Source organism: Rheinheimera sp. F8 (assembly GCF_001518915.1).
In genome coordinates, this window is sequence record NZ_CP013656.1 from 2,364,104 (window position 1) to 2,381,802 (window position 17,699).

Sequence of the window (17,699 nt, forward strand, 5' to 3'; positions counted from 1 at the left end):
CGGAATATAAGGACGTCCAGAAGGCCAGTCAATATGAATTCGGACTTGCTTATATCGATGTTTTACCGCAATTTGCGGCAAATGCCGAATGTTTTGCCTTGAAATACACCATTTGGCGACCATATCTGTCTGACCGATCTGTAGTTTCCTGTGTTTTCACCACTTCTCCCGGAGCTCGTTATGCTGAATTTTACCTTCCAGAATCCGACCCGCATTGTGTTTGGCGAAGGCCAAATCAAAGCACTGCGCCAGCTGGTCCCCTCGGGTGCCCGGGTGTTAATGACTTATGGTGGTGGCTCGATCAAACACAATGGTGTGTATGATCAGGTTAAGACCGCACTGGCGGATGTGGTGCTGTTTGAGTTTGGTGGCATTGAACCAAATCCAAGTTATGAAACGCTGAGTAAAGCGGTGGAAATGGTCCATGCACAGCAAATTGACTTTCTGCTGGCGGTCGGTGGTGGCAGCGTCGTCGATGGCACCAAATATATCGCGGCAGCTGCGCGCTATGATGGCGAAGGCTGGGACATTCTGAGCAAACAAGCCAAGCTGAAAGACGCTGTGGCGCTGGGTTGTGTGCTGACCTTACCGGCGACCGGTTCGGAAAGTAACGGGTTTGCTGTGATCACGAAACAGGCGACGCAGCAGAAATTATCGTTTGGCAGCCCGTTGGTGTATCCGCAGTTTGCCGTGCTGGACCCGACAGTGACCTATTCATTACCAGCCAAGCAGCTGGCAAATGGTGTCGTTGATGCCTATATCCATGTGATGGAACAGTACCTGACCTATCCGGTGGGAGCGGCAGTGCAAGATCGCTTTGCTGAAGGCTTGTTGTTAACGTTACTGGAATTTGGGCCTAAAGCGGCCCAGGCACCACAGGATTATAATATCCGCGCCAATCTGATGTGGAGCGCGACAATGGCGCTGAATGGTCTGATCGGCGTTGGCGTACCGCAGGACTGGTCGACCCATATGATTGGGCATCAGTTGACTGCACTGTATGGTCTGGACCACGCGCAGACGCTGGCCATTGTATTGCCGGCGGTGATGCAACAGCAGCGCGAACAAAAACGCGACAAGTTATTGCAGTATGGTCGTCGTGTATTTGGTCTGCAGCACAGCGACGAAGAGCGGCTGATAGATGAAGCAATTAGCCACACCCGGGCGTTCTTTGAGCAGATGGGCGTACCGACGCGGCTGGCGGATTATGGCATCACTGCCGAAGCTAAAGCCGCAGTGGTGGCGAAGCTGGCCGAATTAAAAGCCGACCGGCTCGGTGAACACGGCGATATCACGCCGGAAGTCGTGCAGCAGATCCTGCAGCGGGCGTTGTGACGCAGGTCCGATAAGCGAAAACCACGGTGTTGTGGTAAAGTGTTGTTTAATTGTTAACAAGCGCCGGCATTGCCGGCGCTGTCGTTGACGAAATACCGGAGACAAGGAATGACTGCGCAAGTCTCGTTATTAATCCTCGCTGGCGGCATGGGCAGTCGGTTTGGCGGCGACAAGCAACTGGCGACTGTTGGTCAGACAGGCCGGCCTTTATTGTATTTCAGCGTGATGGATGCCTATCAGGCCGGTGTGCGCCATTTGGTGTTGGTGATCCGGCATAATCTGAAAGCGGCGTTTGCAGAACAAGTATTACCAAACTTTCCCGCTGATTTACAGGTTGATTTGGTGGTGCAGCAGCTGGATGATCTGCCGTCTGGTGTCAGCGCTGATGTAGCCAGCCGTAGCAAACCCTGGGGCACAGCACATGCGGTCTGGTCCGCACATCGGGTGCTGAATCAGCCGTTTATTGTGATCAATGCCGACGATTATTACGGCGCTGCTGCGATGCAGTTGCTGGTCCGGCATTTTGCTCAATCCACAGCTGATTGGGCCATGGTGGCTTATCCGCTGACGCTGACATTATCGGAGCACGGCGGTGTCAACCGCGGCTGTTGCGACGTGCGGGACGGCCGTTTAATTCAGGTGGAGGAGTGGACCGAGATCAAAGCAGATGCACAAGGTAGCCTGAGCGGTATCAATACCGATGGGCTGCGCTGTGGTTTGTCAGCGCAGCAGCTGGTGTCGATGAACATCTGGGGCTTTACGCCAGCGCTGTTAACTCGGCTTACGCACCAATTACAGCAGTTCTTTTTGGCTGGGCCAGGCGAGAAAGCCGAATCCTATCTGCCTTATGCAGTGGACCAGGCCATCAGACAGGGCCAGCCCCTTGATGTTTATGTGTCGGATGAAGCCTGGCACGGTATTACTTATCCAGCCGATCTGGCGGCTCTTGGCAGTTTTTTTGACAATAAAATGCAATCCAGCACAATAGATGTTTTGGCAGAAGATGCCGCTCAATCAGGTAGTTGTTATGTCCGTTGAATCCGCCGCCGTTGCGGCTATGCCTTTATTGCCAGCAGACGTGCTGGCTGCTTATCAGTTTACGCCCGAAGCCACTGTACGGCTGTTTGGCAATGGCCATATTAACCGGACGTATCTGATTGAGAATTCAATACAAAAATTAATTTTGCAGCAAATCAATACGCAGATTTTCCCATCGCCACAGCATCTGGTCGACAACGCACTGCGTATCGAGCAACACTTAACGCGGAAACAGCTGCAGGGTTTATATCCGCTACAAATTCTGCGGCAGCAGCCGCGCCATGATGGTCACTATTTGAGTGGCGAGCAGGCAGATTTGCGCGCTTTAGCCTTTATTGACGGCGGGCGCAGTATTGAAGTTGTGGACACACCAGCTCAGGCATTCGCCGCAGCGCTGACCTTTGGTCAGTTTGCCGCCGCACTGGCAGATTTCCCGGCCGATGAGCTGTATACCGTGATCGCGGATTTTCATAATCTCGGTTTCCGCTTTCGCCAGCTCGACGACGCCATTGCTGGCAATAAAGTTGGCAGGCTGGCGGGGTGTCAGGATCTGGTCAATTATTGCCTGTCACAGCGTTCGCTGGTGACAGAACTAGAGCAGACTTGCGTTGGTTTACCGCGCCGGGTTTGCCACAATGACACTAAAATCAATAATATGTTGTATTCAGATGCTGAAGGCCGTGGCATTGCAGCTATTGATCTGGACACCTGCATGCCGGGTTATTGGTTGTTTGATTTTGGCGATATGGTGCGTACCTGCTGTTCGCCAGAGCCGGAAGATTCATTAAATCCAGCCGCTGTACGGATCCGTCCGGAGATTTTTACTGCACTGGCGCAAGGTTATTTGCAAGGTCTTGCCGGCATCATCACGCCGGCCGAGCGGCAAAGTTTGTGGCTGGGTGCCAAAGTGATGTGCCTGATGATTGGCATCCGCTTTCTCGCGGACCACTTAAACGGTGACACTTATTTTGCCGTGCACAGACCCAACCATAATCTACAGCGGGCAGAAAACCAGCTGCGTCTCTATCTGGATTTACTGGCACAACAAGACCAATTACAGCCACTGCTAAAATAATTCGTTATTTCTGCCTGCCATTTACAACTAAACAGCCACACCTACCGACAGAGTGAGTGTTGTTGTCTGACTTACGCACCCTCCGGGGTGCGTTTTTTTTATTCGCGGAAATACGGTATATCGAAAATGCAGCGACTTGGTACTCAGAGCAAATTTCGGCGATGCACTGCAGGTCAGTAATGATGTGGGACCTTTGTCCGGCCAATCCGCAGGGTTTACCCCTGGAAAAGCGCTGTCTTATCATCCTCAGCGCCGCTGATACTACAAATTTGATTAGAGCCGCCGGCAATTTTTTGCTTTAATAAGCCACTTTTTTAAATATGGCGGTCTGGACTGCCATTTTGGCAAAACAGGAACTTACCAATGACTTCAATTGGCATCTTTGGTGCAAATGGCCGCATGGGCCGTGCTTTGGTTACCGTGGCAAAAGAGCAACAGCTGCAATTGATCGCAGCGACGGTGCGTACAGGCTCTGACCTTGCCGGTACCGATGCCGGCGAGCTGGCTGGCTGCGGCAAGTTGCAGCTGCCGTTAGCAGAAACCAGTCTGGCCGAAGTCGAAAAAGCCGATGTCTGGGTTGATTTCACGATGCCGGAGGCCATGCTGGCGCATTTGCAGCTGGCGGTGGCGGCAAAAAAAGCCATGGTGATTGGTGTCACCGGGCTCACCGATGCGCAATATGCTGAAGTTCAGGCGGCAAGTAAGATTATTCCGATTGTCTGGGCGCCGAATATGAGTGTTGGCGTCAATTTGCTGCTGCACTTGGTGCAAACCGCAGCGCGGGTGATGGGGCAGAGTGCGGATATCGAAATTATCGAAGCCCATCACCGCTTTAAAAAAGATGCACCCAGTGGCACGGCGTTAGCCATTGGCAACAGCATTGCCAAAGCGATCGGTCGTGATTTAAGCCAATGCGCTGTGTTTGGCCGCGAAGGCATCACAGGAGAGCGCGATCAGCAGACCATCGGTTTTGCCACAGTGCGTGGCGGTGACATCATTGGCGACCATACCGCACTGTTTGCCGATATCGGGGAACGCCTCGAAATCAGCCATAAAGCCTCCAGCCGTAACACTTTTGCCCAGGGGGCTTTGCGAGCAGCGCTGTGGTTGAAAAATCAACAGGTCGGACTTTATTCTATGCAGCAAGTGCTGGGTTTGGCAGACTTAACATAGATTTTTGCCGTTTTAAACGCAATTTGTCAGTTAAGTCGTTATTTTCGCAAAATACCAAAATATAATTAGACCAAAGAGCGCAAATGACCTAGAATAAGCAGGTTTGCCTAGGCAGAACTGAGTACACAATTTCTGGGTCAAAACGGGTGGTAAAACAGCAGCATTTTACGCCCGTTTTTTGCTGTTTGGAGGTTATCTTGACTAAGTCCGCCCTGCTCGTACTGGAAGACGGCACCGTATTTCGTGGTAGAGCCATTGGCGCTGAAGGTGTGTCGGTTGGTGAAGTGGTGTTTAATACTTCAATGACCGGGTATCAGGAAATCCTGACCGACCCTTCGTATGCAGAACAAATGGTCACTTTGACCTATCCCCACATTGGTAATACCGGCACCAATGATGAAGACGAAGAATCCGGCAGAGTCTGGGCCAAGGGCCTGATCATTCGTGACCTTCCTCTGCTTGCTTCAAATTTCCGTAATCAACGTTCCCTTAGTCAATACCTCAAAGATCACAACGTCCTCGGCATCGCCGACATTGATACCCGCAAACTGACCCGCATCCTGCGTGAAAAAGGCGCTCAGAATGGCTGCCTGATGGCCGGCGATATCGACGAAGCCAAAGCGCTGGAACTGGCCCGTAGTTTCCCGGGGTTGTCCGGCATGGATCTGGCCAAAGAAGTTACAGTCCAGGCGCCATACAGCTTCAGCGAAGGCAGCTGGGAACTGGGGCTGGGCCATAAAAAAGCACCAGAGTCAGTCTTTCACGTCGTTGCTTACGATTTTGGTGTGAAACGCAATATTCTGCGTATGTTGGTTGATCGCGGCTGCCGTTTAACGGTAGTTCCGGCGCAAACGCCAGCAGCAGAAGTGTTAGCGCTGAATCCGGATGGGATTTTCCTGTCGAACGGTCCTGGTGACCCGGCGCCTTGTACTTATGCCATTGAAGCGATTAAGACTTTCCTTGAGACCGACATTCCGGTGTTTGGTATCTGTCTGGGTCACCAGTTACTGGCTTTGGCCAGCGGTGCCAAAACACTGAAGATGAAATTTGGTCACCACGGTGGTAACCACCCGGTGCAAAACCTCGACAGTACAAAAGTGTTAATCACGGCGCAGAACCATGGTTTTGCCGTGGATGAAGCCACTTTGCCCGCCACGCTGCGTGCGACGCACAAGTCGCTGTTTGATGGCTCGCTGCAGGGCATTCATCGCACGGACAAACCGGCATTCAGCTTTCAGGGCCACCCTGAAGCAAGCCCGGGCCCGCATGAAGCCAGTGAATTGTTTGATCACTTTATCGCACTGATGCAACAGCGTAACGCCAAATAAGCCAGGATTGAGAGAGCTATGCCAAAACGTACCGACCTTCAAAGTATTTTAATCCTCGGCGCTGGCCCAATTGTGATTGGCCAGGCCTGCGAATTTGACTACTCAGGCGCTCAGGCCTGTAAAGCGCTGAAAGAAGAGGGTTACCGGGTGATCCTGGTAAACTCGAATCCGGCGACCATCATGACAGACCCGGAAATGGCCGATGCGACTTACATCGAGCCAATCCACTGGCAGGTGGTAGAGAAAATCATCGAAAAAGAACGGCCATGTGCGGTGTTACCGACCATGGGCGGCCAGACAGCACTGAACTGTGCGCTGGATTTAGAGCGCCATGGTGTACTGGCGAAATACAATGTCGAAATGATCGGCGCTACTGCAGACGCCATCGACAAAGCGGAAGACCGTGGCCGCTTTGACAAAGCCATGCGTTCGATCGGTCTGGCTTGTCCACGCGCCGGTTTTGCCCACTCGATGGAAGAAGCCTACCAGGTGCTGGAAACCATCGGTTTTCCATGCATTATCCGTCCGTCGTTCACGATGGGCGGCTCGGGCGGCGGTATTGCCTACAACCGGGAAGAGTTCGACGAAATCTGTGCCCGCGGCTTAGATTTATCGCCGACTAAAGAGCTGCTGATCGATGAATCATTGATTGGCTGGAAAGAATACGAGATGGAAGTGGTGCGGGATAAAAACGACAACTGCATCATCGTCTGTTCCATTGAAAACTTCGACCCGATGGGTGTGCATACCGGTGACTCAATCACTGTGGCACCAGCCCAGACGCTGACTGACAAAGAATACCAAATCATGCGCAATGCCTCGCTGGCAGTGTTGCGTGAAATCGGCGTTGAAACCGGCGGTTCCAACGTGCAGTTCGGTATCAACCCGGTCGATGGCCGGATGGTGATCATCGAAATGAACCCGCGTGTATCCCGTTCATCGGCGCTGGCATCAAAAGCCACTGGTTTCCCAATTGCCAAAGTGGCAGCGAAACTGGCGATTGGTTATACACTGGACGAGCTGGCCAACGACATCACCGGCGGTCGCACGCCTGCGTCGTTCGAGCCGAGCATCGATTATGTTGTGACCAAAGTGCCACGCTTTAACTTTGAAAAATTTGTTGGTGCCAATGACCGCCTGACCACCCAGATGAAATCGGTTGGTGAAGTCATGGCGATTGGCCGCAATCAGCAGGAATCGCTGCAAAAGGCGCTGCGCGGCCTTGAAATTGGTGTTTGTGGTTTAGACCCAATCATCGACATTCATGCACCGGAAGCGAAAGAGAAAATCACCCGCGAATTGCGCGAACCTGGTTCACACCGGATTTGGTACATCGCCGATGCCTTCCGTTTTGGCATGACGATGGATGAGATTTTCAAGCTGACGAATATCGACCCATGGTTCCTGGTACAGCTGGAAGATCTGGTGAAAGAAGAAGCCGCCATTCAGGCCGCAGGTTTTGCTGGTCTGGATCAAGCGCGTCTGACGGTTTTGAAACGCAAAGGTTTTGCTGATAAACGTATCGCCGACCTGCTGGGCGTTGCTGAAGCTGAAGTGCGGAAAAAACGCCACGGTTTTGGCCTGCACCCGGTGTACAAGCGCGTCGATACCTGTGCGGCTGAATTTGCTTCAGACACTGCGTACATGTACAGCACGTACGATGAAGAATGTGAAGCGGCACCAAGCAACCGCGATAAAATCATGATCATCGGTGGTGGCCCGAACCGCATTGGTCAGGGTATCGAATTCGATTATTGCTGTGTACACGCGGCGTTAGCCCTGCGCGAAGACGGTTACGAGACCATTATGGTCAACTGTAACCCGGAAACCGTGTCTACCGATTACGACACCTCGGACCGGCTGTATTTCGAATCCATTACGTTGGAAGATGTGCTGGAAATCGTGCGTAAAGAACAGCCTAAAGGTGTGATCGTGCAATACGGTGGCCAAACGCCACTGAAGCTGGCACGCGCACTGGAAGCGAATGGCGTGCCAATTATCGGCACCTCACCGGATGCGATTGACCGCGCAGAAGACCGCGAGCGTTTCCAGCAGGCGGTCGAGCGTCTTGGCCTGAAACAGCCGAAAAACGCCACTGTTACCAGCATGGAAGAAGCGTTGGCGAAAGCACCGGACATTGGTTATCCGATGGTGGTGCGTCCGTCTTATGTCCTCGGTGGCCGTGCGATGGAAATCGTGTACGACGACCAGGACTTACGTCGTTATATGACGGAAGCCGTCAGCGTGTCGAATGATTCGCCGGTATTGCTGGATCGTTTCCTCGATGATGCGATTGAAGTGGACATTGATGCGATCTGTGACGGTACTGATGTGATCATCGGTGGCATTATGGAGCACATCGAACAGGCGGGTGTGCACTCTGGTGACTCGGCTTGTTCATTACCACCACATAGCCTGAGTCAACAAATCCAGGACGTGATGCGGGAACAGGTGCGTAAACTGGCACTGGAACTTGGTGTTGTGGGTTTGATGAACACCCAGTTTGCGGTCAAAGACGGTGAAGTCTACCTGATCGAAGTCAATCCGCGCGCTGCCCGGACTGTGCCATTTGTGTCAAAAGCGACCGGGGTTGCCGTGGCAAAAGTCGGTGCCCGTTGTATGGCAGGCAAATCACTGCAAGAGCAGGGCGTGACCACGGAAATTATTCCACCATATTTCTCGGTGAAAGAAGTGGTGATCCCGTTTAACAAGTTCCCGGGTGTTGACCCGTTACTTGGCCCTGAAATGCGCTCTACCGGCGAAGTCATGGGCGTCGGCGAAACTTTCGCTGAAGCCTTTGCCAAAGCAGAGTTAGGCGCCGGGACGTTAATACCAACCGGTGGTCGCGCTTTACTTTCAGTACGTGATAGCGATAAAGTGCGCGTCGTTGAGCTGGCGAAAACCATGGTCGCCCTTGGTTTTGAACTGGATGCCACCGGCGGTACTGCGAAAGCATTGCAAGCCGCAGGTATTCCATGCCGTGCAGTCAGCAAAGTATTTGAAGGTCGTCCGCACATTCTGGATCGGATTAAAAATGGTGAGTACAGCTACATCGTGAACACCACCGAAGGCCGTCAGGCTATTGAAGATTCCAAAGTGTTACGCCGTGGCGCTCTGCAACATAAGGCCAATTACACCACGACCCTGAATGCCGCATTTGCGACCTGTAAAGCCAACGCTGCTAATGCGTTTGCGACAGTGAACTCGGTGCAGGAGTTACATAAGAGAGTAAACGGATGAGTCAAATCCCGATGACAGTTCAGGGCGCACAACGGTTGCGCGATGAACTGCATGAACTGAAAACAGTGAAACGGCCGGCAATTATAGAAGCGATTGCCGATGCGCGTGAACACGGTGATCTGAAAGAAAACGCTGAATACCATGCGGCGCGTGAAGCGCAGGGGTTCTGCGAAGGACGGATCCAGGATATTGAAGGCAAGTTGGCTAATGCGCAGATCATCGATATCACTAAGCTGACCAATAACGGCAAAGTGATCTTCGGCTCTACAGTCACCATTCTGAATCTGGATTCAGAGGAAGAAGTGACCTACAAAGTCGTTGGCGATGACGAAGCCGATATCAAAAACAATCTGATTTCGGTTAACTCGCCGATCGCACGCGGTTTGATTGGTAAACAGCAGGACGATGTTGTCAATATCACCACACCAAGCGGCGTGGTCGAGTTTGAGATCACGGACGTGAAGTACCTTTAACTACGACTTTAGTCTCGGATTGACGGAAAAAAGCGGCTTCGGCCGCTTTTGTCGTTTTATTTACAAAGAGATATGGTTAAATTGCACAGCGACTTGTGGTACCAGGACCTGGCGCAATTGCCTGATATCAGCGCGTAGAGGATTTTGTTATGAAAGATGCCAAGCCAGCTTACGAATTGTGTTTGGAACAGCAAACGTTGTGGGTGCGGGCTATCGGTGTCTGGACCAGCCGCGATATCAGAGAATATATCGGCGATTTCCGGGACATAGTGCAGCCAATCATCGATCGGCCCTGGGCTTTGGTATTAGATGTACGGGATTGGCAGACCAGCCCAAAAGAAATTTTCGCCGGCGTGACAGATAATTCGAACTGGTGTGTGCAACACGGCCTTGCCCACGTCATTGCCTTGTTACCGGCTGACCATGTAATTGGCTGGCAGTTTCTCAAAGCCACCGCGATTGAGATGCCCGATGCATTGGTCAGACAACGTGCAGATACTGCAGATGAAGCCCGCCGCAATTTATTTGCGGCAGGTTTTCTCGAGGTGAATGTGTTGCCGGAAGATCAAAAAACCGGCTAAACGAGCTGCAATCAGCCGCGTGGCAATTGTAGTTTTTTCTCTTTAGCGGCGCGGTACAGCACCAAAATATGACCGATCACCTGAACTTTGTCGGCTTTTGCTTCACGGATAATGGCATCCATGACAGCAACCTTTTCTTCCCGGTCAATGCTCGGGACTTTGATTTTAATCAGTTCGTGATGTTCCAGCGCCAGATCAACTTCGGCCATCACGCCTTCCGTCAGACCATTGCCGCCGAGCAGGATCACAGGCTTCAGCTCGTGTGCTTTGGCTTTTAAAAATTGCTTTTGTTTGTTAGTAAGACTCATAAAATGACTTTTTCCGTTTGGAAAGCTTGAAATAGCGTCATTGTACCGCCATCTTGCAGGGAAGACCAATTAAGAGTGTTTCCATGACAAAGAAAAAGCGCTCGGCCAGTTCCAGCCGTTGGCTGCAAGAACATGTGACCGATCCTTTTGTGCACAAAGCACAAAAACTGGGGCTGCGTTCCCGGGCTTCGTTTAAGCTCGAAGAGATCCAGCAGAAAGATAAACTGATCAAATCCGGCATGACAGTCGTAGATCTGGGCTCAGCCCCAGGCAGTTGGTCGCAACTGGCGGCTGAGCTGGTTGGGCGCGAGGGCATTGTGATCGCCTGTGACATCCTGCCTATGGACCCACTGGCAGGTGTGGCGTTTTTGCAGGGCGATTTTCGCGAAGATGCGGTGCTCGAAGCACTGTTAAACCGGATCGATGGCCGCAATGTCGACGTCGTGTTGTCTGATATGGCGCCGAATATGAGTGGCAATGCGACGGTAGACCAGAGCCGCAGCATGTATCTGATCGAACTGGCACTGGATATGTGTAACAAAGTGCTGAAGAAAAACGGTAGTTTTGTCGTCAAAGTGTTCCATGGGGAAGGGTTCGATGCCTTTGTCCAGCAGGTCCGCGACGTATTTACCAATGTACGGATCCGCAAACCCGATTCGTCCCGCGCCCGTTCCAGCGAGACATATATCGTGGCGACAGGTTTCAAACTCTAGTAAAGTAGCAACAGAAGCAATTCTGGTAACAAGAGGTTATTTCCTTGAGCGACATGGCAAAGAATCTGATGGTGTGGCTGGTGATCGCCGTCGTACTGATGACGATGTTCAACAGTTTCAGTCCGGCCGATCGGTCTGACAGAACAACAAGCTATACCCAATTCATTAATGATGTGAATCAGGGCCAAATCCGAGAAGTCCAGGTGGATCGGGGCGGTGTAGTCCGTGCGGTACGCAAAGACGGACAACGGGTTGAAACTACAATCCCAGGCGGCTATGACGAGAAGCTGCTTGACGACCTGATCAAAAACAACGTGGACTCAACCGGTGTGAAACCGGAAGAAACCAGTTTGCTGGGCCAGATCTTTATTTCCTGGTTCCCAATGCTGCTGTTAATCGGCGTCTGGATATTCTTTATGCGCCAGATGCAGGGCGGCGGTGGCAAAGGCGCGATGTCCTTTGGTAAGAGCCGTGCGCGCCTGATGGGCGAAGACCAAATTAAAACGACTTTTGCGGACGTCGCTGGTTGTGACGAAGCCAAAGAAGAAGTGACTGAGCTGGTGGATTACTTAAAAGATCCGTCACGCTTTCAGAAACTGGGCGGCCGTATCCCGAAAGGCGTGTTGATGGTTGGCCCACCGGGCACTGGTAAAACGCTGCTGGCTAAAGCCATTGCCGGTGAAGCCAAAGTGCCGTTTTTCACCATTTCCGGTTCTGATTTTGTCGAAATGTTTGTTGGTGTTGGTGCGAGCCGCGTCCGTGACATGTTCGAACAAGCGAAAAAAGCCGCACCATGTATCATTTTCATCGACGAAATTGATGCGGTCGGCCGTCAGCGTGGTGCAGGTCTTGGCGGTGGTCATGACGAGCGCGAACAGACATTGAACCAGATGCTGGTCGAAATGGACGGTTTTGATGGCAACGAAGGCATTATCGTTATTGCCGCGACCAACAGACCAGACGTATTAGATCCAGCATTATTGCGGCCGGGCCGCTTTGACCGTCAGGTCGTTGTAGGCTTGCCAGATGTGCGTGGCCGTGAGCAAATTCTGAAAGTTCACATGCGTAAAGTCCCATTGGGTGACGGCGTGGACGCGTCATTGATTGCGCGTGGTACCCCAGGTTTCTCTGGTGCTGATTTAGCCAATCTGGTCAACGAAGCGGCGCTGTTTGCAGCACGTAACAATCGCCGGGTTGTGTCGATGGATGAGTTTGAAAAAGCCAAAGACAAAATCATGATGGGCACTGAACGTCGCTCGATGGTGATGACCGAGAAAGAAAAAGAGATGACTGCTTATCACGAAGCAGGTCATGCCATTGTTGGTCGTCTGGTGCCTGAGCACGACCCGGTGTACAAAGTGAGTATTATCCCGCGCGGCCGCGCCCTGGGTGTCACCATGTACTTGCCGGAGCAGGACCGTTACAGCCATTCGAAGCGATTCCTGGAAAGTATGATCAGCTCGTTGTTTGGTGGCCGGATCGCTGAGGAGATCATTTATGGCAGCGAAGCAGTCAGTACCGGTGCTTCCAACGACATCGAGCGCGCTACCAACCTGGCACGTAAGATGGTGACACAGTGGGGCTTCTCAGAAAAATTGGGACCACTGTTATATGCCGAAGAAGAAGGTGAAGTGTTTTTAGGGCGCTCTGTGACTAAAAACAAACACATGTCGGAAGACACAGTCAAAATGATCGATCATGAGATCCGTGATTTTATTGACCGTAACTATGTGCGCGCCAAAGAGCTGATCGAAGCCAATATCGATATTCTGCACGCGATGAAAGATTGCCTGATGCAGTACGAAACGATTGATGCCAAACAAATCGATGACTTGATGGCACGTCGTGACGTACGTCCGCCTGAGCATTGGGAGCCAAAGGATAAAAAGCCGGAGGCACCTGGTTCTGGTGGCACAGCGGCAACTGCAGCTCCGGCAGCAGATACAACGCCAAGCGAAAGCCACGGCAGCTAAATCTGAGTTGTGAAATTAAAACCCCGGTTCGCCGGGGTTTTCTGTTTGGAGTCCCGATGGAATTATTATTACCCCGCCAGCGTCGGCTGGATTTGCGGCAAAGCCGGCTGATGGCGATCCTCAATGTGACGCCTGACTCTTTCTCTGATGGTGGCCAATTTACCGGCGAAACCGCTTGTCTGGCACGCGTCGCTGATCTGGTCGCGGCTGGCGCTGATATTATCGATATCGGCGGTGAGTCCACTCGACCCGGCGCTGCCGATGTCAGCCTGGATGATGAACTGCAAAGGGTCGTGCCGGTGATCCACACGATACGGCGTCAGTTTACTGATATCGTCATTTCTGTGGACACCAGTAAAGCAGAAGTGATGCGACAGGCCGTATTGGCCGGAGCGGACATCATCAATGATGTCCGCGCTTTGCAAGAGCCTGGAGCGCTAGAGGTTGCAGTAGCCAGCCAGCTGCCGGTTTGCCTGATGCATATGCAAGGGCAACCGCGTTCAATGCAACATCAGCCGGATTATCAGCAAGTAGTGACTGAGGTACTGCAATGGTTGCTGCAACGCGCGCAACAATGTGAAGCCGCCGGCATCGCGTCCAGCCAGATTATGCTGGACCCTGGATTTGGCTTTGGTAAAAGCCTCAGTCATAACTATCAGCTGCTGGCAGCAATGTCTGAATTTGTTGCTACCGGCTACCCGGTATTGGCCGGAATGTCACGTAAGTCAATGATCGGGCAACTACTTAAGCGTGATGTATCAGAACGTTTGGCAGGTAGTATTGCCTGTGCCACAATAGCCGCTATGCAAGGGGCACAGATCATTCGTGTCCATGATGTCAAAGAAACGGCAGATGCATTAGCCATTGTTGCCGCGACCAAATCTGGAGTCATTTAATGAGCAGGAAGTTTTTTGGAACTGATGGTGTGCGTGGCCGTGTCGGCGAGTTTCCAATCACACCGGAATTTGCAATGAAATTAGGCTGGGCCGCCGGACGCGTATTGTCGCAGCGCGGTACCCGCAAAGTGTTAATTGGCAAAGACACGCGTATTTCTGGTTATTTGCTGGAAACAGCGCTGGAAGCCGGATTGATTTCTGCTGGCATTGATGTGCGCCTGCTTGGCCCTATGCCGACGCCGGCAGTCTCTTATCTGACCCACACTTTCCGAGCCGAAGCGGGGATCGTGATCAGTGCCTCGCACAATCCATATTATGATAATGGTATCAAATTTTTCTCCGGCGACGGCAGCAAACTCGACGATGAGATTGAACTGGCGATTGAAGCCGAGCTGGAACAGCCGATGGTCTGTGAGCCGTCGGAAAAATTGGGAAAAGCCCAGCGCATTGATGATGCGTCCGGGCGTTATATCGAGTTCTGCAAAAGCCACCTGCCAAATCACATGTCATTAAGTGGCTACAAAATCGTGCTGGACTGCGCCAATGGTGCGACTTATCACATCGCCCCGAATGTGTTCCGCGAACTCGGTGCTGATGTGCATACCATCGCCTGTACGCCTAACGGCCTCAATATCAACGAAAAATGTGGCGCAACTCATACGGACGACCTGCAAAAAGCGGTGGTTGAACTCGGCGCTGATTTGGGCATCGCCTACGACGGCGACGGCGATCGCGTAATGATGGTCGATCATTTAGGTCGCCAGATTGATGGTGATGAAATTATTTATATGATTGCCCGTTCAGCCAAACAACGCGGTCGTCTGACCGGTGGGGTGGTCGGTACGCTGATGAGCAATATGGGCTTAGAACTGGCTTTAGCCGACCTTGATATTCCGTTTGTGCGCAGTAAAGTCGGCGATCGCTATGTGATGGAGCTGCTGCAGGAGAAAGGCTGGCGCATCGGTGGCGAAAATTCCGGTCATGTGATCAATCTTGATCATACCGGTACCGGCGATGGCATTGTTGCGTCACTGCAAGTACTTGCGTCGATGATGGATACTAATTTAAGTCTGGCGGATTTAAGCCACGGCATGACGAAATTGCCGCAGGTGCTGGTCAATGTGAAGTTTGAAAAAGGTTCGGCACCGCTTGATAACATGCACGTCAAAGAAGTTATTGCGAAAGTCGAAGCTGAATTACACGGCCAGGGCCGGGTTTTAATCCGCAAGTCCGGTACTGAACCATTAATCCGTGTAATGGTAGAAGGAAGAGAACAAGCTCAGGTACAGGAATATGCCGAACGGATTGCGGCGGCGGTGAAGCTGGCGAGCTAGTCAGTTTCATTTTTGCCTGCAAAAAGGCCAGCGGGCAGTCATGCAAATGTTCAAGCCGGAAAAAATCGTGCAACAGGTTTTTTTCGGCTTTTGCTTGTCTGCAAGGCCGATGTTCGTTAAGATCGCGCCGGCTTAAACAGGGGAGTCCGCATGACATTTCGCCGTCCGCTTATCGCTGCAAACTGGAAAATGAATGGGAACCGTGAGTTGGTGCAGGCCACTGCAACGATGCTGCAAAGTATCGATTGCCCGCATGAAATTCTGATCTGCCCTCCTGTAATATTTCTGGCTGACTTTCCTAAATCGACAAAATATTGCCTGGGCGCTCAAAATACCAGCAGTGAGAAGGCCGGTGCCTTCACAGGTGAAATCAGTGCTGATATGATTCGCGCCGTCGGAGCCGATTATGTCATTCTCGGTCACAGCGAGCGTCGAAGTCTATATGGCGAAACTGATGCGACTGTATTGCAGAAAGCCCAGCAGGCAATCGCAGCCGGAGTAACGCCAATTATTTGTTTTGGCGAGACTTTATCCGAAAGGCAGCAAGAAAAAACCATGTGGGTTCTTGCACAGCATTTGGATGCAGTGTATGCTGCGCACCCTGATTTGCTGGCCCGGACCGTGATTGCTTATGAACCCGTTTGGGCGATTGGCACAGGACTGACAGCAACGCCTGAGCAAGCACAGCAAGTGCATGCATTCATCAGGCAACACCTGGCGCGCATTGACCAACATGCGGCAGCGCAGGTCAGAATTTTATACGGTGGCAGTGTGAATGCTGAAAATTGGCAAACACTGTTTAGCCAGCCAGACATCGATGGTGCTCTGGTCGGTGGCGCCAGTTTAAAACCAGCAGAGTTTGCTGCAATTTGCCAGATGGCAAAGGAATAAAGATGTACGAAATTATTATCGTATTATACGCAATCGTCGCGCTGGCAATTATCGGACTGGTATTGATCCAGCATGGTAAAGGTGCGGACATGGGCGCTTCATTCGGTGCCGGTGCTTCAGCAACGATTTTTGGTTCAGCAGGTCGCGGTAATTTCCTGACACGCTCAACCAGTATTCTGGCGGTGTTGTTTTTTGTGTTAAGCCTGATTTTAGGCAACTACAACACATCACATATCCAGAAAAAATCTGAATTTGAAAATATCGCTGCGCCGGTTGCTGCAGAAACTGCACCAGCCAAGCCAGAAGAGAAAAAAGAAGCTTCAAAAGATATTCCGGTCGGTAATTAATCTCCCGGATATCCCTCTGAATAATGCCGAGATGGTGAAATTGGTATACACGCTACCTTGAGGTGGTAGTGCCCTAGGCATGCGGGTTCGAGTCCCGCTCTCGGCACCAATTCTTGATGTTGCTGTGGTTCGAATACAGTAACGTAGCAGCGAGACTCACGTGTCAACTGCTAAAACAATATGTTGCGATACAGTGGTCACCACTATATAATGCACGCCAGTTACGGACGCGGGATGGAGCAGCCTGGTAGCTCGTCGGGCTCATAACCCGAAGGTCGTCGGTTCAAATCCGGCTCCCGCAACCACTTTTACCGGCAATGATAATTTCAGCTTGAAACCATCGTTGTCGCGAACCGCAAGTGTTAACTTCAGTTCGCAACCAGATTTAGAACGGGATTGGCGATATCCTGTTTTACCGGTGTAAAGTCGCCCCGATCTGTCGGGGCGTTTTTATATCTGGGGTAACGTTGTACTACTATTCTGGGCTATATGCCCTTTTTTTATTTCCGGAGGTCTCTTTGACTAAACAAGAACAGCGTTTAACTGAGCTGTTGGCACCCACAGTTGCAGCCAATGGCTTTGAACTGCTGGGCATCGAGTTCATGGCGGCAGGGCGGCATTCCACCTTACGCTTGTTTATTGATCATCCGGATGGGGTTAATGTTGACCACTGTGCGTTGATCAGCCGTGAAGTCAGCGCCATCCTTGATGTCGAAGACCCAATTCCTAACGAATACAATCTGGAGGTTTCATCTCCGGGTTTGGATCGTCCTTTGTTTACGCTGGCACATTTTGCCAAAGTTGTCGGACAAAAAATTGAAGTCAAACTGGCCATCCCACAAGATGGCCGTCGTCGTTTCAAAGGGATCCTCAATGCAATTGAAGATGACATGCTGGTCATCGAAGTGGATGGCAAACCATATCGTTTGCTTATGGATAATGTAGAGAAAGCAAACGTAGTTCCGGTGTTCTGAACAGAACCACGGCTCTAGTG

16 protein-coding genes and 2 tRNA genes are annotated in these 17,699 nt (G+C 51.7%); 17 read left to right on the forward strand and 1 reads right to left on the reverse strand.

Annotation, left to right across the window (positions count from 1 at the left end; genetic code table 11):
* Positions 1-180: 180 nt before the first annotated feature.
* The 8 genes from ATY27_RS10560 to ATY27_RS10595 all read left to right on the forward strand — a co-directional run bounded on the left by ATY27_RS10560 (position 181) and on the right by ATY27_RS10595 (position 10,243).
* Positions 181-1,335, forward strand: coding sequence for an iron-containing alcohol dehydrogenase (locus tag ATY27_RS10560; RefSeq protein WP_208930619.1), 1,155 nt, complete (start codon positions 181-183; stop codon positions 1,333-1,335).
* A gap of 108 nt (positions 1,336-1,443) precedes the next feature.
* Positions 1,444-2,373 (forward strand): NDP-sugar synthase, encoded by a 930-nt coding sequence (locus ATY27_RS10565; RefSeq protein WP_208930620.1) that lies wholly within the window; start codon positions 1,444-1,446, stop codon positions 2,371-2,373.
* The gene (locus tag ATY27_RS10570) at positions 2,363-3,448 is read left to right on the forward strand and encodes an aminoglycoside phosphotransferase family protein (protein ID WP_208930621.1); all 1,086 of its coding nucleotides are present in this window, start codon (positions 2,363-2,365) and stop codon (positions 3,446-3,448) included. Before ATY27_RS10565 ends, ATY27_RS10570 begins: the two co-directional genes overlap by 11 nt.
* Positions 3,449-3,811: 363 nt before the next feature.
* Complete coding sequence (dapB, locus tag ATY27_RS10575) at positions 3,812-4,621, forward strand: 4-hydroxy-tetrahydrodipicolinate reductase (RefSeq protein WP_208930622.1); 810 nt, start codon at positions 3,812-3,814, stop codon at positions 4,619-4,621.
* 197 nt (positions 4,622-4,818) lie between these two features.
* The gene (carA, locus tag ATY27_RS10580; protein WP_208930623.1) at positions 4,819-5,949 is read left to right on the forward strand and encodes a glutamine-hydrolyzing carbamoyl-phosphate synthase small subunit; all 1,131 of its coding nucleotides are present in this window, start codon (positions 4,819-4,821) and stop codon (positions 5,947-5,949) included.
* 18 nt (positions 5,950-5,967) lie between these two features.
* Complete coding sequence (carB, locus tag ATY27_RS10585) at positions 5,968-9,189, forward strand: carbamoyl-phosphate synthase large subunit (RefSeq protein ID WP_208930624.1); 3,222 nt, start codon at positions 5,968-5,970, stop codon at positions 9,187-9,189.
* Complete coding sequence (gene greA, locus ATY27_RS10590) at positions 9,186-9,662, forward strand: transcription elongation factor GreA (protein ID WP_208930625.1); 477 nt, start codon at positions 9,186-9,188, stop codon at positions 9,660-9,662. Before carB ends, greA begins: the two co-directional genes overlap by 4 nt.
* A 149-nt stretch (positions 9,663-9,811) precedes the next feature.
* Positions 9,812-10,243, forward strand: a complete 432-nt coding sequence (locus ATY27_RS10595) for a hypothetical protein (RefSeq protein ID WP_208930626.1) — start codon at positions 9,812-9,814, stop codon at positions 10,241-10,243.
* A gap of 11 nt (positions 10,244-10,254) precedes the next feature.
* Here the strand turns inward: ATY27_RS10595 and yhbY are convergent, their stop codons facing one another.
* Positions 10,255-10,551 (reverse strand): ribosome assembly RNA-binding protein YhbY, encoded by a 297-nt coding sequence (gene yhbY, locus ATY27_RS10600; RefSeq protein WP_208930627.1) that lies wholly within the window; start codon positions 10,549-10,551, stop codon positions 10,255-10,257.
* A gap of 83 nt (positions 10,552-10,634) precedes the next feature.
* On the opposite strand from yhbY, the gene rlmE reads away from it, so the two are divergent.
* The 9 genes from rlmE to rimP all read left to right on the forward strand — a co-directional run bounded on the left by rlmE (position 10,635) and on the right by rimP (position 17,679).
* The gene (gene rlmE, locus ATY27_RS10605; protein ID WP_208930628.1) at positions 10,635-11,264 is read left to right on the forward strand and encodes a 23S rRNA (uridine(2552)-2'-O)-methyltransferase RlmE; all 630 of its coding nucleotides are present in this window, start codon (positions 10,635-10,637) and stop codon (positions 11,262-11,264) included.
* Between the two features lie 53 nt (positions 11,265-11,317).
* Positions 11,318-13,237 carry an ATP-dependent zinc metalloprotease FtsH gene (gene ftsH / locus ATY27_RS10610; RefSeq protein ID WP_208930629.1) on the forward strand — a complete coding sequence of 640 codons (1,920 nt, stop codon included), beginning with the start codon at positions 11,318-11,320 and terminating at the stop codon, positions 13,235-13,237.
* A gap of 56 nt (positions 13,238-13,293) precedes the next feature.
* On the forward strand, positions 13,294-14,133 hold the full coding sequence (gene folP / locus ATY27_RS10615; RefSeq protein ID WP_208930630.1) for a dihydropteroate synthase: 840 nt from the start codon (positions 13,294-13,296) through the stop codon (positions 14,131-14,133).
* On the forward strand, positions 14,133-15,467 hold the full coding sequence (gene glmM, locus ATY27_RS10620; RefSeq protein WP_208930631.1) for a phosphoglucosamine mutase: 1,335 nt from the start codon (positions 14,133-14,135) through the stop codon (positions 15,465-15,467). The genes folP and glmM overlap by 1 nt, the downstream gene beginning before the upstream one ends.
* Positions 15,468-15,617: 150 nt before the next feature.
* Positions 15,618-16,358, forward strand: coding sequence for a triose-phosphate isomerase (gene tpiA / locus ATY27_RS10625; protein ID WP_208930632.1), 741 nt, complete (start codon positions 15,618-15,620; stop codon positions 16,356-16,358).
* Between the two features lie 2 nt (positions 16,359-16,360).
* The gene (gene secG, locus ATY27_RS10630; RefSeq protein WP_208930633.1) at positions 16,361-16,705 is read left to right on the forward strand and encodes a preprotein translocase subunit SecG; all 345 of its coding nucleotides are present in this window, start codon (positions 16,361-16,363) and stop codon (positions 16,703-16,705) included.
* Between the two features lie 25 nt (positions 16,706-16,730).
* Positions 16,731-16,814: transfer RNA gene (locus ATY27_RS10635), tRNA-Leu, on the forward strand.
* 119 nt (positions 16,815-16,933) lie between these two features.
* Positions 16,934-17,010: transfer RNA gene (locus ATY27_RS10640), tRNA-Met, on the forward strand.
* A gap of 213 nt (positions 17,011-17,223) precedes the next feature.
* A complete protein-coding gene (gene rimP, locus ATY27_RS10645; RefSeq protein WP_208930634.1) occupies positions 17,224-17,679 on the forward strand; it encodes a ribosome maturation factor RimP in 456 nt (151 codons plus the stop codon).
* The last annotated feature ends 20 nt before the right edge of the window (positions 17,680-17,699 follow it).